10 protein-coding genes and 3 tRNA genes are annotated in these 16,099 nt (G+C 49.6%); 7 read left to right on the forward strand and 6 right to left on the reverse strand.

All coding sequences use genetic code 11. The annotated features are described in order from the left end of the window. Position 1: 1 nt before the first annotated feature. The 6 genes from rsxB to AR688_RS06915 all read right to left on the reverse strand — a co-directional run bounded on the left by rsxB (position 2) and on the right by AR688_RS06915 (position 3,601). A complete protein-coding gene (rsxB, locus tag AR688_RS06890; protein ID WP_068230889.1) occupies positions 2–553 on the reverse strand; it encodes an electron transport complex subunit RsxB in 552 nt (183 codons plus the stop codon). Next, positions 553–1,134, reverse strand: a complete 582-nt coding sequence (gene rsxA / locus AR688_RS06895; protein ID WP_068230892.1) for an electron transport complex subunit RsxA — start codon at positions 1,132–1,134, stop codon at positions 553–555. The genes rsxB and rsxA overlap by 1 nt, the downstream gene beginning before the upstream one ends. Before the next feature lie 115 nt (positions 1,135–1,249). Continuing rightward, the gene (locus AR688_RS06900) at positions 1,250–3,175 is read right to left on the reverse strand and encodes an EAL domain-containing protein (protein ID WP_068230895.1); all 1,926 of its coding nucleotides are present in this window, start codon (positions 3,173–3,175) and stop codon (positions 1,250–1,252) included. Between the two features lie 143 nt (positions 3,176–3,318). Continuing rightward, positions 3,319–3,395 (reverse strand) — tRNA-Asn (locus AR688_RS06905). A 23-nt stretch (positions 3,396–3,418) separates the two neighbouring features. Continuing rightward, positions 3,419–3,495, reverse strand: a tRNA-Asn gene (locus tag AR688_RS06910). 29 nt (positions 3,496–3,524) lie between these two features. Beyond that, positions 3,525–3,601, reverse strand: a tRNA-Asn gene (locus AR688_RS06915). A gap of 537 nt (positions 3,602–4,138) precedes the next feature. Here AR688_RS06915 and AR688_RS06920 point away from each other — a divergent pair. The 7 genes from AR688_RS06920 to AR688_RS06950 all read left to right on the forward strand — a co-directional run bounded on the left by AR688_RS06920 (position 4,139) and on the right by AR688_RS06950 (position 16,099). Beyond that, positions 4,139–5,500, forward strand: coding sequence for an MATE family efflux transporter (locus AR688_RS06920; protein WP_068230897.1), 1,362 nt, complete (start codon positions 4,139–4,141; stop codon positions 5,498–5,500). Beyond that, a complete protein-coding gene (uvrB, locus tag AR688_RS06925) occupies positions 5,497–7,494 on the forward strand; it encodes an excinuclease ABC subunit UvrB (protein ID WP_068230899.1) in 1,998 nt (665 codons plus the stop codon). Before AR688_RS06920 ends, uvrB begins: the two co-directional genes overlap by 4 nt. A gap of 130 nt (positions 7,495–7,624) precedes the next feature. Continuing rightward, entirely contained in the window at positions 7,625–8,716 is a 1,092-nt protein-coding gene (locus tag AR688_RS06930; RefSeq protein ID WP_068230902.1) for an efflux RND transporter periplasmic adaptor subunit, read from the forward strand. 2 nt (positions 8,717–8,718) lie between these two features. Next, positions 8,719–11,775 (forward strand): efflux RND transporter permease subunit, encoded by a 3,057-nt coding sequence (locus tag AR688_RS06935; protein ID WP_068230905.1) that lies wholly within the window; start codon positions 8,719–8,721, stop codon positions 11,773–11,775. Position 11,776: 1 nt separating this feature from the next. Next, positions 11,777–13,567: a M14 family metallopeptidase gene (locus AR688_RS06940; protein WP_068230908.1), complete on the forward strand. Its 1,791-nt coding sequence runs from the start codon at positions 11,777–11,779 to the stop codon at positions 13,565–13,567. Between the two features lie 31 nt (positions 13,568–13,598). Next, positions 13,599–15,521 (forward strand): methyl-accepting chemotaxis protein, encoded by a 1,923-nt coding sequence (locus tag AR688_RS06945; RefSeq protein WP_068230911.1) that lies wholly within the window; start codon positions 13,599–13,601, stop codon positions 15,519–15,521. A gap of 143 nt (positions 15,522–15,664) precedes the next feature. Continuing rightward, positions 15,665–16,099 carry a CopD family protein gene (locus tag AR688_RS06950; RefSeq protein ID WP_068230913.1) on the forward strand — a complete coding sequence of 145 codons (435 nt, stop codon included), beginning with the start codon at positions 15,665–15,667 and terminating at the stop codon, positions 16,097–16,099.

Consider the following 16,099-nt stretch of genomic DNA (forward strand, 5'->3'; position numbering starts at 1 on the left):
GTTACTCCACCATCCGAACCGGAATTGCCGCTAAATCCCACTTCCAGCGCTCTGGCGTGGTGGCAACCGGTATCATATCAATACAATCTACCGGGCAGGGTTCAACACAGAGATCGCAACCTGTGCATTCGTCTGCCAGCACTGTGTGCATCAGTTTGGATGCGCCGACAATGGCATCAACCGGGCACGCCTGAATACATTTGGTACAACCTATACACTCATCTTCACGAATATAAGCAACACGTTTTACGTTTTCGGTTTGCGCTTCGTTCAGGGGTTTGGCTTCAACGCCCATTAAATCGGCCAGTTTACGAATAGTGGCTTCACCGCCCGGTGGGCACTTATTAATATCATCGCCATTGGCGATGGCTTGCGCATAAGGCCGGCAACCGGGATATCCGCACTGGCCGCACTGGGTTTGCGGCAGTATGTCGTCAATTTGTTCTACCAGCGGATCGCTATCTACTTTAAAGCGAATAGCGGCGTAACCCAGCACAGCACCAAATATCAGCGCCAGCGTACCTAAAGCAATCAGGGCAGTGAGTAAAGTCATCAGGCTTTTACCAGGCCGGTAAAGCCCATAAAGGCCAGCGACATTAAACCGGCAGTGATCATGGCAATAGCCGCGCCTTTAAACGGTAAGGGTACATCGGCAGCCGCCAGCCGTTCACGCATGGCGGCAAACAGGATTAATACCAAAGAGAAACCCACTGCAGCGCCAAAGCCGTAAACAACGGAATTAATAAAGTTATGCCGTTCATTTACGTTTAACAGTGCCACACCAAGCACGGCGCAGTTGGTGGTAATAAGCGGCAGGAAAATACCTAATAAACGATACAAAGTAGGGCTGGTTTTGTGCACCACCATTTCAGTAAACTGCACGACTACCGCGATAACCAGAATAAACGCCAGCGTACGCAGATAAAGTAAATCCAGCGGCGCTAACAGATAGTGATCAACCAGATAACTGCATAGTGAGGCTAAGGTAAGCACAAAGGTAGTAGCCAGCGACATACCAATGGCTGTTTCCAGTTTGCCGGACACACCCATAAAGGGGCACAGGCCAAGAAACTTTACCAGTACAAAGTTATTTACCAACACAGTACTGATTAACAACAGCAGAAATTCAGTCATCGTATCGCTCAGGCAAAAATCAGGCGCATATTATGCAATTAAGCGGCTTGTGACACAACCAGACAAAGCGTAGGGGCTTGGCGGCTGGTATTTAAGCATAGCCGCCATCGTGGTATTAAATAGGCGCGGGTTTACCGATGTAATAACCCTGATTACCGTCGATAAACAGTGATTCCAACATATGTTTTTCTTCTTGTGTTTCAACGCTTTCAGCAAAAACACCAACACCAATACGATGGGCTAAATCTATCATCAGGCGCATAAAGTATTGGTTGTTTTTATCATCATTAATATGGCGGGTGTAGCTGCCGTCCATTTTGACGTAATCAGGTTTCAGATCGCGGAAAAATTTAAATGAGGTAATACCGACGCCAAATTTCTCTACGGTGACGCGCGCGCCGGCCCGGTGCACCATATCAATAAAGCGTTTGCTGGTTTTCAGGTTCTGCTGCAAACCAAACTCAGTGACTTCAAATATCAGTTTGGCAGCGATATGGGCATCTTTTAATAAACGCCGCTCCAGCCAGATAATAAACTGGTCGTCGTGCACACAACGGGCAGACAGGTTTAAACCAAAATATTGATCCTGCAGGTTTTTATTTTTAATAGTGGTTAATGCCGTTTCAATGATCAGCCGGTCAACCTGTACTATGCGGTCCAGCTTTTCTGCCATGGCTAAAAACGAGGCGGTAGGCAGCACCTGGTTTTCCTGCGTTTTAAACCGCACCAGAATTTCTGAGTAAGCTTTGGCTGAACGGTTAGCCGGTTGAATAAGCTGCACCAGCAGGGCGATGCGGTGGTTGGTCAGCACGTCATCAATAACATTGCGCCAGTTTTGGTTACCGTAACTGCCATTGGTCATATCTAAACCGGACGATTCTTTTTGCAGATGCCAGGCATTAGGTTGCTTGGTTTGTGCCAGGCTGATAGAGGTATCGGCCACGGCCAGCAATTCACCCAGGGCTTTACCGGATTCATAACTGACCAGGCCTGTGTAAGCAACTGAATCCAGCTCAGCCATTTTTTGATATTCATTCAGCCTGCTTTGCAATTGCAGGGCAAAGTTTTCTGCTTCTTTGGGCGTGACTCTAGGCAGCAAAATACCAAAGTCTGAGCTATTTAGCCGGTAAACGCGGTTGTCTTTATAATTGTCGGCCAGTTTTTTAACGATAGTGGCTACTTCACGAATATAGCTGTCACCTTCCTGATAGCCGCGGGTTTGGTTTAATGCCTGCAGCTCGGTACAGCGGGTAATAGCAAAAACACCAAAATCGTTTTGCTCGTTCTGGCGGATGTTTTCTTCATAATATTGCACAAAGCGGTTGCGGTTTGGTAAATCAGTAACCGGATCTTTATAGGCTTCTTCAGCAATCTGATGCGCATTGCTGGTCATTTCGTTGTACTGGCTGCGGGTGTAATGTGCCAGCTTTTGTAAAGCGACATTAATATCGGCAAATTCCGGCGGAATTTTATTCCAGTCGGGCTCGCTTTTTTGTGGATCAACAATAAAGCGGTCAATTAAATCGTTAACTGCAGCAGTGGTGCGCTTATAGCTGCGGTTAATGCTGCTTTTGCTCATCAGCACCGGCAACCAGCCGATAACAAAAGGCGCTAATATCAGTAGTAACACTAATTGCAAAAATGCTTGTAAGCGCTGGCTGAGATCCAGCTGATAGCTGATTTGGATATTCTGATCCTGATTACGCACAGTTTGCTGTTTAAACTCACTGCCAAACAGTTCCAGTACCGCAGTAGCAACAGCCGCATAATTGTTATTCTGGTTTTGTTCATGCAATACCGTGCCATCCAACTGGCTGATACGTAAGCTTTTTAAGGCGAAGCTACGATCAAGCTGGCGGCTGAGTATTTTGCCGTCGCCGCTAAGGTGATGGCTGAGAATTTGCTCAATGGCGACGCTGGCGTGTTGTTGATCGTTATCCAGCTGTTGTTGGGTATACAGCACCAGTGCGGTCAGTGCGATAGCAGCTAACAAAAACGCAGACAGCAGTTGGCTGATAAGCAAAGTACGGAATATTCTCATAAGCAATGACCACCAGATAAACTGTTTCCTTGTCCTAACGCTTAATATAGGTTTAGGCAGGCGCAATAGAAAGCTAATTAAATCAAAAAAATAGTGGGAAATAAACAAATAGCGACAGACGCAGGGAAAACAGTAGTTAAGTTTGGCTCCCCAGACTGGACTCGAACCAGTGACCTACGGATTAACAGTCCGCCGCTCTAACCAACTGAGCTACTAGGGAATAGAAGAATAAACGCTGCCCCGTGGCTCCCCAGACTGGACTCGAACCAGTGACCTACGGATTAACAGTCCGCCGCTCTAACCAACTGAGCTACTAGGGAAGGGTATAACTTGGTATGTTGTGTGCTGTTGGCTCCCCAGACTGGACTCGAACCAGTGACCTACGGATTAACAGTCCGCCGCTCTAACCAACTGAGCTACTAGGGAACAGCATTCAACGGGGCGCAATACTAATGCCAGCTATACCCTCTGTCAACACTTTGCCACAGGGATTTTCGCCATCTTGTATCACTTGCATAATGTTTAAACAAAGCGCTGCTTTTAGCCGCAGTAATGGCGCAATACTTTAGTCATTAACCGGCTGCTATCTGGCTACTGCCGACCCAGTGTTGTCGGGTGCTGCCAGCACTTACCCACAGAAGCTGTGGATAAGTCTGTGAGTTGTACGGTGGTTTCGTCGGGGAAGGCTTGATTCTGTTGAGATACAAGCAGGTCAAGCAAGTTGCGATGAATTTTTTAATTCAATAAAAACAATGAGATAGATATTATTGTTGCAAATTGATGATCTGTCAGAAAATAAATAACTGGCACGAAATAAGCACGGCGGAATTGTGAACTATTTTACTATTTAGCAGATAATTGCAGCAAAATATGCTTGCGCTGGCAGCAAAAACAGGGAAATTAACATGGCTGTAGCGCCGGCTTTTCTCTACAATAGCGCTATGCCGGTTAACAGCAGTAATTATGACTACCTCTTCCCGTGTTAAACCTTCATTAATTCATGATGATATTAAGGCAACGCTGGTATCGATGACATTACCGATGCTGGTGGGGATGATCACCTTAATGACATTCAGCCTGGTCGATACGTTTTTTATCAGTATGCTCGGCACTGAGCAACTGGCGGCGATCAGTTTTACATTCCCGATTTCTTTTGCCCTGATCAGCCTGGTCATTGGCCTTAGCATTGGTACTTCTGCCGTTATTGCCAAAGCACTGGGCGCCGGGCGTTTAACCGAAGCCCGCACCGATGGCCAGGTAGCTTTGTGGTTATCCGGCATTTTGGTGGCGCAGCTGGCGATACCGGGTTATCTGTTTACCGATACTTTGTTCGGTTTGCTCGGCGCCAATGACACCATTTTGGTGTATATCCGCCAGTATATGGATGTCTGGTTTGCCGGCGCCGTGCTGCTGGCGTTGCCAATGGTTGGCAATGCGGTGTTGCGGGCCGCAGGCGACACCAAAACACCCAGCATTATTATGGCATGCTCGGGGCTGGTTAATGCAGTGCTTGATCCGATGCTGATTTTTGGCTTTGGGCCAATACCGGCGCTGGGTATGCAGGGCGCGGCAATAGCCACGTTAATTTCCTGGGTATTTGGTTCGGTACTAATTATTTATTTGCTGGTTAAGCGCGACCTGATCAGCACCAGTTGGATTCATGCCAGCCAGTTAAATCAGGTGTGCCGCAAAATTTTGCGTATCGGCTTACCGGCCGCTGGTGCCAATATGTTAACGCCACTGGCAATGGCGGTGCTAACGGCAATACTGGCCAATTATGGCGCTTCGGCTGTGGCGGCATTTGGCGTTGGTGCCCGGATTGAAAGTATTGCCTGTCTGGTTGTGCTGGCACTGTCGATGACGTTACCGCCTTTTGTCAGCCAGAATTATGGTGCTGGTTTGTTAGGCCGGGTGCAGCAGGCTTACCGTTTGTGTGGCCGTTTTGTGTTGGTATGGCAGTTGGCTATTTACCTGTTGCTGGCAATACTGGCTGTACCTCTGGCCAGATTATTCAGCAGCGAGCCGGAAGTAGTGCGTATTATCTGCCAGTTTCTGTGGATAGTGCCGCTGGCATACGGCCTGCAGGGCATTACCATTTTAACCAATTCCTCTTTTAATGCGTTACATCAGCCGGGCAGTGCACTGTTGTTAAGTTTGATACGCTTATTTGTGTTTTATGTACCGCTGGCCTGGCTTGGTGGCAAACTCTATGGTGTTACCGGCTTGTTTATTGGCTGCGTAGTCGCAAATATATTTACTGCCGCAGTGGCCTGGTACTGGTTTAACAGGGCTATACAGCGTTCACAGCAGGAGATCACAACATGACACGTGCATTTGAACTGGTATCGCATTACCAGCCAGCCGGAGACCAACCCGAAGCCATTAATAAACTGGTAGAAGGCTTAGAAGCCGGCCTGGCACACCAGACGCTGCTGGGGGTTACCGGCTCAGGTAAAACCTTTACCATGGCCAATGTTATCGCGCGGGTAGACCGGCCCACACTGATCATGGCGCATAATAAAACGCTGGCGGCGCAGCTGTATGGTGAGATGAAAGAGTTCTTCCCGAATAATGCCGTGGAGTACTTTGTTTCTTACTACGACTACTACCAGCCAGAAGCCTATGTGCCGTCAACCGATACCTTTATTGAAAAAGATGCCTCTATTAATGAGCATATCGAGCAAATGCGTTTATCGGCAACCAAAGCGCTGATGGAGCGGCGTGATGTTGTGATTATTGCTTCAGTTTCCGCGATTTACGGCCTTGGCGATCCGGAATCCTACATGAAAATGCTGCTGCATTTAAAAGTAGGTGACATTGTTGATCAGCGCTTTATTTTACGCCGCCTGGCCGAGCTGCAATACAGCCGTAATGATATCGAGTTTCAGCGTGCTACGTATCGTGTACGTGGCGATGTGATTGATATTTTTCCGGCGGAGTCTGACGATATTGCTGTCAGGGTAGAGCTGTTTGACGAAGAAATTGAGCGCATCAGTATTTTTGACCCGTTAACCGGCTCGGTAGAAAAAGTAGTAACCCGCTATACCGTTTATCCGAAAACGCACTATGTTACGCCGCGCGAAAAAATACTCGCTGCGGTAGATGAAATTAAAGTTGAGCTGAAACAGCGCCGCGATGAGCTACTGGCCAACAATAAGCTGGTAGAAGAGCAGCGTTTAAGCCAGCGTACCTTATTTGATATAGAAATGATGGTAGAGCTGGGTTACTGCTCGGGCATCGAAAACTACTCGCGCTATTTATCCGGCCGTGCCAACGGCGAGCCGCCGCCAACTTTACTGGATTACTTTCCGGCCGACGGCCTGATGTTTATTGATGAGTCGCACGTTACGGTGTCGCAAATTGGCGCTATGTATAAAGGTGACCGCTCACGTAAAGAAAACCTGGTTAATTATGGCTTTCGTTTACCCTCTGCGTTGGATAACCGGCCGCTGAAGTTTGATGAATTTGAAGCCATAGCGCCGCAGCGTATTTATGTGTCAGCAACACCGGCCGTGTATGAGCTGGAACAGTCGGCCGGTGAAGTGGTCGAGCAGGTAGTGCGGCCCACCGGCTTGGTCGATCCGCTGATTGAGATCCGTCCGGTGGCAACACAGGTAGATGATTTGCTGTCAGAAGCCTTTATCCGCGCCGATCGTAAAGAGCGGGTGCTGGTTACCACGCTAACGAAAAAAATGGCCGAGGATTTAACCGATTATCTGAATGAGCATGGCGTCAGAGTGCGTTACCTGCACTCGGATATTGATACCGTTGAACGGATGGAGATTATCCGCGATTTACGCTTAGGCGTATTCGATGTGCTGGTCGGTATTAACCTGCTGCGCGAAGGCTTAGATATTCCGGAAGTATCGCTGGTGGCGATACTGGACGCCGATAAAGAAGGCTTTTTACGCTCAGAGCGCTCGCTTATTCAAACTATCGGCCGTGCGGCGCGTAACCTCGAAGGCCGGGCCATACTTTATGCCGATCGCATTACCGGCTCGATGCAACGGGCGATAGACGAAACGGACCGGCGCCGTGCCAAGCAGCAGCAATTTAACCTTGAGCATGGTATTTCACCTACTGCTATTAAGAAGAAAATTGCCGATGTCATGGACTTAGGCCAGGATGCCAGCCCGGCACTGCCGATGGTGGCGGAAAGAGTCAGAATGATTAAAGGTAAAACGTCGTATCAGGTAGAGGCTGAGATTAAGCAACTGGAGCAAAAAATGCTGCAGCATGCCCGTGATCTTGAATTTGAGCAGGCTGCCCAGCTACGTGACAAGGTGCATATGTTAAAACAAGCACTGCTTGAAATTTAGCCAGCCCGGCGTTGCCGGGTATAATAATTACTGTTAGTCGCATGATTTTGATGTTAAATACAGCGTTCTGGTCATATTTGACTACGCTTTAACAGCACCTTCGTTTTATTACTGTTTCAGGATGATACCTATGCTGCACTTTCGGCCGCTTGTTTTTCTGTCAATATCCACTGTATTTCTGCTTAGCGCTTGTTCAAAACCTGAACCAGAATCAACCCCACAACTGATAAGGCCGGTAAAGTTACATCAGGTAAGTGCTGATTCTACCGGCGCCGTGCGGCAGTTTCCGGCGGTGGTAGAACCGACAGAGCGCGCCAGTTTAACTTTTCGTGTCAGTGGTAAATTGGTGCAGTTGATCGCCCGCCCCGGGCAGGCGGTGGATAAAGGCCAGTTGCTGGCCAGGCTGGATGACACTGACTTTAAACTAAAACTGGATCAGGCCCGTGCCCGCTTTGAATTGTCTCAAACCCAATTTACCCGCTCTGAGCAGCTAATAAGCCAGAAGCTGGTGTCGCAAGCCGTATTTGATGAAGCTAAAGCCCAGATGCAAGTGGCGCAGGCAGATTTATCCACTGCAGAAACGGCCCTGAGTTACACCCGGCTGGAAGCACCTTTTGCCGGTAATATTTCCCGCTTACTGGTTGAGAACCACGAGAATGTTGCTGCGCAGCAGGCGATTATGGAGCTGCAGGTGCGTGATCAGGTAGATGTGGTGATCCAGGTGCCGGAAGATGTGATATCCAATGTGCGCAAAGATTTCGACTACCAGCCCGAGGTGGTGTTCGACTCACACCCGCTTTATCGCTACCGTGCCCGTATCCGGGAATGGGATACGCAGGCCGATCCGGCCACGAATAGCTTTAAAGTGGTGTTTAGCATGCCAACGCCTAGCGAATTTAACGTGCTGTCGGGTATGACGGCCAATGTTATTGCTGAGGTCAGTAAAATCAGCAATGTGTATATTGATGCTTTGTTTATTCCGGCGACGGCCATTTTTATGCCTGCCGATGATCCGCTGGCAACCCAGCAAAGCTATGTGTGGGTATACGATAATAACAGTGGTGTGGTTAGCAAGCGTGCGGTTGCTGTCAGCAGTTTAACCAGTGCCGGTGCGGCGATTACGTCTGGCCTGGCAGCGGGTGAGCAGGTGGTGAGTGCTGGTGTGCAACAGTTAACTGAAGGCCAGCAGGTCAGGCCCTGGGTGCGTGAGCGGGGGCTGTAAGCATGGATCTGGCGCGCTATTTTATTCACTACCGCACATCATCCTGGCTGTTTGCTGCCATTTTATTGTTTGGCGGTATAGTGTCGTATCTTGGGCTTGGGCGGCTGGAAGACCCGCAGTTTACCTTAAAGCAGGCGTTAATTATTACCCAGTACCCCGGTGCTTCGCCGTTACAGGTAGAAGAAGAGGTGACTTACCCGCTGGAAAATGCCATTCAGCAGCTACCCTATGTAAATCATGTTACCTCGGTTTCTACCGCTGGCTTATCGCAGCTGATGGTAGAAATGAAAGACACCTACCGCGCCAAAGAGCTAAAACAAATCTGGGATGAGCTGCGCCATAAAGTCAATGATTTGCAGCCGCAACTGCCACCCGGAGTACAAACACCACAGGTAAAAGATGATTTTGGTGATGTGTACGGCATTTTATTTGCCATTACCGGTGACGGCTACGGCGATGATGAACTGCGCGACTATGTTGATTTTTTGCGCCGCGAGTTGGTGCTGGTACCTAGTGTAGGCAAAGTAGCGGTAGGCGGCGTGCAGCAGGAGCAGGTTATAGTCGAAATTTCCCGCCCGCGCTTAACAGCGCTTGGCATAGCACCGCAAACCTTATCGGCCTTGCTGCAAAGCCAGAATATGGTGGCTAATGCCGGTTCAATTAAAGTCGGGCCGGATCGGCTGCGTATTTATCCTACCGGTGAGTTTCAGTCGGTGGCCGAGCTGGAAAACCTGATTATCAGCAGCCCGGATTCAAAAGAGCTGATTTATTTAGGCGATGTGGCCCGTGTGTATCGTGAAAACGCTGAGGTACCCAGCCAGCTGATCCGTTTTGGCGGCCAGAATGCCCTGACACTGGGTGTGTCGTTTTCGGGCGGGGTTAACGTCGTTGAAGCCGGAGAGCAAATTCAGCAACGCCTGACACAGCTGGAATATAACAAGCCGGTAGGCATAGAGCTGCATACCATTTATAACCAGCCAAACGAAGTGGCCGGCTCGGTCAGCAGTTTTATTATTAATCTGGCAGAGGCTGTTGCCATTGTTATTGTGGTACTGCTGGTGTTTATGGGGCTGCGCAGCGGTATTTTAATTGGCTTGATTTTGCTGCTGACAGTGCTTGGCACCTTTATTTTTATGCGCCAGATGAATATTGAGCTGCAACGTGTTTCGCTGGGCGCTTTGGTTATTGCGCTGGGTATGTTGGTTGATAACGCTATTGTGATTACCGAAGGCATTTTAATTGGTATGCAGCGCCGGCTTAAGCTGGCCGATGCCGCCAGTTTAATTGTGAAACAAACGCAGTGGCCGTTGCTGGGCGCCACCGTTATTGCCATTGCGGCCTTTGCGCCTATAGGGCTGTCCAGTGATGCCACCGGCGAATTTGCCGGCAGTTTGTTTTGGGTATTATTGGTGTCGTTATTATTAAGCTGGGTAACGGCAATTACCCTGACGCCATTTTTCGCCAGCATGCTGTTTAAAGACAAACTGCAACAAAGCAGCGAGCCCGAGGCGCTGTATCAGGGATTTATTTTTACGCTGTACCGTAAGGTATTACATATAGCTTTACGTTACCGGCTGGCAACCTATGCATTGACACTCACTTTACTGGTGGTAGCGGTTATTGGTTTTGGCAAGGTAAAACAGGTGTTTTTTCCGCCGTCGAATACGCCTATTTTTCTGGTGGATTTATGGCAACCCGAAGGCACTGATATTCGTCATTCTGCACAAGATGCTGTGACACTGATGAAGTATGTCAGTAGCCTTGAAGGCGTTAGCCATGTTACCAGCACCAGTGGCCGTGGTGCCGATCGCTTTATGCTGACCTATCAGCCGGAAAAGAGCTTTGCTGCCTACAGCCAACTGATTGTCAGAGCAGAGGATCGGGAGCAGTTACCGGCACTGATGCAACAAACCCGCAATTATATTACCGGGCAGTTACCCCGGCTGCAGTACAAGTTACTGCGGCTTGAAGTGGGGCCCTCGACACCGGCGAAAATAGAAGCCCGCTTTAGCGGTGCTGATCCTGATGTGCTGCGCCAGTTGGCGGCACAAGCGCAAAGTATTCTGCTGGCAGATGGCCGCGCCGTTAGTGTGCGTGACAACTGGCGTGAGCGCACCAAAGTGATCCGGCCGCGCTTTAATGAAGCCATGGCGCGCCGCGTGGGTATCAGTAAGCAGGATATTGATGAGGTGTTGTTAAGCAGTATGTCGGGGCGCACTGTCGGCATCTACCGGGACGGTACCCACCTGTTGCCAATAGTGGCCCGTTCACCGCTAGCTGAGCGGGATAACCTCGATGCTTTATACGACTTACAGGTTTACAGCAATAAACTGCAGCGTTATGTGCCGATAACCCAGGTTGTTACCGGTTTTGAGCTGGTCTGGGAAGAAGCGCAAATTCAGCGCCGCGACCGTAAACGTACAGTAACGGTAATGGCCGATCATGACAACTTATCTGACGATACTGCCTCAGCCTTGCTGGCGCGGGTAAAAGCCGACATTGAAGCGATTGACTTGCCAACCGGTTATTTCCTCAGTTGGGGCGGTGAGTATGAGGCTCAGCAAAAAGCGCAAACAGCCTTGTTTAGCTCCTTGCCACTGGGTTATCTGATGATGTTTATTATCACCGTACTGCTGTTTAATTCATTGCGCAGTGCGCTGGTAATTTGGGCTTGTGTGCCACTGGCCATTATCGGTGTGAGTTTTGGCTTATTGCTGCTGGGCGCGCCTTTTGGTTTTATTGCGCTGCTGGGCTTTTTAAGCTTATCCGGCATGTTGATCAAAAACTGCATTGTGCTGGTTGAGCAGATAAAGCTGGAGCTGGAAGAAGGCAAAGCAGCATTTAATGCGGTATTTGACAGCGCAGTAAGCCGGGTTCGGCCGGTATCTATGGCGGCTATTACTACTATTTTGGGCATGTTGCCGCTGTTGGGCGATGATTTTTTTGCCAGTCTGGCAGTAGTGATTATGTTTGGCCTGGGTTTTGCCACCATACTGACATTGCTGTTTTTACCTGTGCTGTACTGCAGCGTATTTAAAATAAAAACGATACAGGAATAATATGAACAGGTTTTTAGCCTTAGTACTTGCCGGCGGTGTTGTACTGCCATTTCAGTTACCGGCGGCAGACTGGTTACCGCCGTTACCCGCCTGGAGTGGCGCAAGCGAAAGTTTAATAAAAGCCAAGAATGCCCCCTGGGTGACGCCCGCAGAACTTACCGGCCTGACAGACAGCCCCGACTATAACGCCACACTGGTTTACCTGCGTAAACTGGTTGACAGCTCAGAGCTGCTGGAGCTGGAGCAGTTTGGCGTAAGTGCGCAAGGGCGGCCCTTGTATCTGGTTAAAGCCAGTAAAGCATTGCATAAAATTGCACAAAACCCGGCCCGGCCTTTGCTGTTGGTACAGGCAGGCATTCACAGTGGTGAAATTGACGGTAAAGATGCCGGCTTAATGTTGCTGCGCGACATTGCGCAGGGCGAGAAAACTCATTTACTGGCCAATGCCGACCTGTTATTTATTCCGGTGTTGTCAGCTGATGGCCATGAGCGGCGCTCGTTATACAACCGGATGAACCAGCGTGGCCCGTTACAGCAAGGCTGGCGTGCTACGGCACAAAACCTGAATTTAAACCGTGATTATGCCAAAGCCGATGCGCCGGAAATGCAGGCCTTGCTGGGGGTAATAAACCGCTTTCAGCCCGATTTATATATTGATGTTCATGTAACCGACGGTGAAGATTATCAGTACGACATTACCTATGGTTTTAACGAGCCTTTTGCTGCGGTAAGCCCGAACGGTGCCAGCTGGCTGGCTAAATTATATCGCCCGGCTGTGAACGCCGCGCTGGAACAGGCCGGGCATATTCCCGGCCCGCTGGTGTTTGGTGTCGACAGTAAAGATTTCAGCAAAGGTATAAGCGGCTGGACTGCCAGCCCGCGCTATTCCAACGGCTATGGTGACGTACGGCATTTGCCCACCGTGCTGGTAGAAAACCACAGTTTAAAACCTTACCGTCAGCGGGTGTTGGGCACCTACGTATTGCTGGAGCAAAGCCTGAAACTGCTCAATGAACAGGGTAAGGCGCTTATTCTGGCCCGCCAGGCCGATTTGCAAGCCAGGCCACGGAGTATGGCACTAAGCTATGCTGCCAGCGAGCAACCAGACTATATCGATTTTAAAGGTATCAGCTATCAGCTAAAGCCATCTGCTATCAGCGGAGATAACTACGTTGCCTGGACAGGGCAACCCAAACTGTATGAAAAACTGCCGGTTTACTGGGACAAAGTAGCCCAAAACGAAATTGTCATACCCAAAGCCTATTGGCTGCCACCGGAGCAGCATACGGTGATACAGCGGCTAAAACTGCATGGAATTGAGGTGACGGTGCTGGATAAAGCGCAAAAAGTTATACTGCAACAGCTTAGTGTGACGGCGCACACCTTTGCTGCAAAGCCTTTTGAAAGCCGCTTTATGCTGCAGGACGCCAGTTTTAGCCGCAGTAACATCAGCCGTACGCTTGGTGCCGGCTGGGTAAAAGTAGACACCGACCAACAGTTAGGCCGGCTGGTGGTCGCTTTACTGGAGCCAACTGCACCGGATTCATTTTTTAGCTGGGGCTTTTTCCCCGGCATGTTTGAGCGCACCGAGTATTTTGAACCTTACGCCATAGAGCCATTGATTGAGCGGATGCTGGCGCAGCAACCCGAACTGCAGCAACAGTTTGAGCAGGCACTGGCTAAAGATGAAGCACTGCGCAATAACCCGCGCGAGCGCTATAACTGGTTTTACCGCCAAATGCCGTTTTACGACAATCAGTACCTGAAATATCCGGTGCTGATACAACCCTGACAACACGCTACAGCACTAAAAGAGATAAATTATGACATTGCAAAAAACCTTTATTGTTTGGCTGACCGGCTTAGTTGTTGTCATAGCTGCTATTGTCATCGCACTTATCTCCGGGCGCGAGGCCAGCAAGTTAACGCAGCAGCTTGAGCGCGAGCGCCAGCAACTGGGCGGTGAGATAGTGGCACTGCTAACGCTGACCGATAATCTGATGCAGGCACAGGTAAAAAGCAGTATGCGCTTGTTGAATCAACGTATCGCCCAAAGTGGTGCAGTAAGTGTTGGCCCGCCGGTCGATGTCGCGGGGCGCAGGGTAAACGATTTAGTATTTAATGGCACAGGCCAGGCTAACCGTTTTGAACTGGTTGATGCCGTTACCGATATTATGGGCGGTACGGCCACCTTATTTAGCCGTGACAATAACGACTTTGTACGTATTTCCACCAATGTGATTACCAATAATAACAGAGCAATTGGCACAGTACTGGATCCTAACGGCCTGGCGATTGCCGCCATCCGCCGGGGGACGGCGTTTTATGGCGTGGTCGATATTCTGGGCAACCCTTTTGTTACCGGGTATGAGCCGGTAACGGATGGCAGCAACAATGTTATTGGTATCAGCTATGTGGGCTACCGTGCTGACTTAGAAGCGTTAAACCGCATAGTGATGCAAAGCCGCTTGTTGTCGCAGGGCTTTGTGGCTATTGAAGATCGCAGCGGCAAGGTGCGGGTAAATTCTGACAATATCGCCGTTGATGCGGTACAGCAAATTCTGGCCGGGCAAAGCGACGGCTGGCAGCAACAAACGCTGGAGTTTGCTCCCTGGGGTTATAAAGTGCACCTGGTGTATTCAGAAACTGAAAGAAACGGCCTGGTGTGGCAAACCTTGCGCTCACTTATTGTGTTGGTGATAGTGTTTGGCATTCTGCTGATTGCGATGGTGTTTTTCCTTACGCGCTACGTTGTTATTCAGCCACTGAATAAAGTAAATGCCTCGTTAGCCAATATTGTTGAAGGCGAAGGTGATTTAACCGCCCGCCTTAACTTTGACCGCAATGATGAAATAGGCACTATGGCCAGTGGCTTTGATGCGTTGCTGGACAGAGTGCGGCGCACTATTGTTGATGTGCAGCAGGTGTCCGGCGGGCTGAAGCACTCGGCGGCAACAATGGATCAGGCAGCAAAGCAGGTGTTGCACAAAATTACCCAGCAAACCCATGACACCTCAGCTATTGCTAATGCCATAGAAGAAATGACCACCACCTCGCATGCTGTGGCCACCGGCGCGCTGGATGCAGAAACTGCCGCGCAGGAAGTGGCTACGCTGGCGCAGCAGGTGATGACGGTTATTGAAAATACCGTAGCAAACTCGCAACAGCAAATGCGTGCTGTGGCAGAGTCGGAGCAGGCGATAAACTCACTGACCAAAGCCAGTCAGGATATTGCCAAGGTGCTGGAAGTGATTAACAGTATTGCCGAGCAAACTAACTTGCTGGCACTTAATGCTGCCATTGAAGCGGCCAGAGCCGGTGAGCAGGGCCGTGGCTTTAGTGTGGTAGCCGACGAAGTAAGGTCATTAGCCGGCAGAACACAGGCCTCTACCGGTGAAATAAAACAGATGATCTCCGGCCTGGAAAGCGGTGTGGTGTCGGTTGCGCAAATCAACAGCCGCTATAAGCTGACTGTCGATGACAACGTTAAATTTGCCGAAGGTGCACGTAATGCACTGCATGCTGTGCAATCGGCAGTTGATCAGATAAAAAGCCAGAATGCCGGTATCGCCAGTGCCGCCGAGCAGCAAAGTACAGTGGCAGAAAATATTAACCAGAAAACCCGGCAAATTCGGCAGTTGGCACAAGACAGCGCACAGCAGTCTGAGCTGACACAACAAACCAGCGCTGCACTAATGCAACAATGCGAAACGCTGGTAACTATTTTGTCTGAGTACCGGGTGTAAATTTTACGTATACCGACAAAATCGGCGAATAAGCGGCAGATTTGCAATAATCTGCTAGGGTTAACTTTGTTGCTTAAAAACTAATTAGTTAACAATTTGCTTATGATTTTTTTTGTCAGACCTGCTGTTGTGGGTACCTGTTGATGGTGTGGTTGTTGTTTATGCATATTTGTGCCCTGGTGATCTGGGCTGCTGCATTACTGATCTTACCGTTGCTGATCCATCATTCACAAACGCAGTTGGCTGATGCTGCCGGTAAGGGCGATGCGGTAGACCGTTTATGGTTTACCCGTCTGGCCAGCCCGGTAGCGTTACTGGCTATAGTGTCAGGCACGGCTATTTTTGCCGTCAGCCGTAACTTTGACAGCTGGTTGCTGGTAAAGCTTACGCTGGTTACCGCTCTGGTAGTTTGCCATGTGCTGGCTGGCTTACTAATCCTGTATCGAAAGCGAGAACACGCCACGGCTATCGGCGCAAAATGTAGCAGCCTGTTTGCCGCTATTCTGCTGTTGTTGCTGGGTATTATTGTGTTAGTGCTGGTTAAACCCAGCCAGGACAGCTTGTTATGGTTTCTATGA

Source organism: Rheinheimera sp. EpRS3 (assembly GCF_001513785.1).
Classification (GTDB): Bacteria; Pseudomonadota; Gammaproteobacteria; order Enterobacterales; family Alteromonadaceae; genus Alishewanella.

Bases quoted from the DNA above. Each gene is read 5' to 3' on its own strand.
- rsxB (WP_068230889.1), bottom strand. From the start codon at position 553: ATGACTTTACTCACTGCCCTGATTGCTTTAGGTACGCTGGCGCTGATA.
- rsxA (WP_068230892.1), bottom strand. From the start codon at position 1,134: ATGACTGAATTTCTGCTGTTGTTAATCAGTACTGTGTTGGTAAATAAC.
- AR688_RS06900 (WP_068230895.1), bottom strand. From the start codon at position 3,175: ATGAGAATATTCCGTACTTTGCTTATCAGCCAACTGCTGTCTGCGTTT.
- AR688_RS06920 (WP_068230897.1), top strand. From the start codon at position 4,139: ATGACTACCTCTTCCCGTGTTAAACCTTCATTAATTCATGATGATATT.
- uvrB (WP_068230899.1), top strand. From the start codon at position 5,497: ATGACACGTGCATTTGAACTGGTATCGCATTACCAGCCAGCCGGAGAC.
- AR688_RS06930 (WP_068230902.1), top strand. From the start codon at position 7,625: ATGCTGCACTTTCGGCCGCTTGTTTTTCTGTCAATATCCACTGTATTT.
- AR688_RS06935 (WP_068230905.1), top strand. From the start codon at position 8,719: ATGGATCTGGCGCGCTATTTTATTCACTACCGCACATCATCCTGGCTG.
- AR688_RS06940 (WP_068230908.1), top strand. From the start codon at position 11,777: ATGAACAGGTTTTTAGCCTTAGTACTTGCCGGCGGTGTTGTACTGCCA.
- AR688_RS06945 (WP_068230911.1), top strand. From the start codon at position 13,599: ATGACATTGCAAAAAACCTTTATTGTTTGGCTGACCGGCTTAGTTGTT.
- AR688_RS06950 (WP_068230913.1), top strand. From the start codon at position 15,665: ATGGTGTGGTTGTTGTTTATGCATATTTGTGCCCTGGTGATCTGGGCT.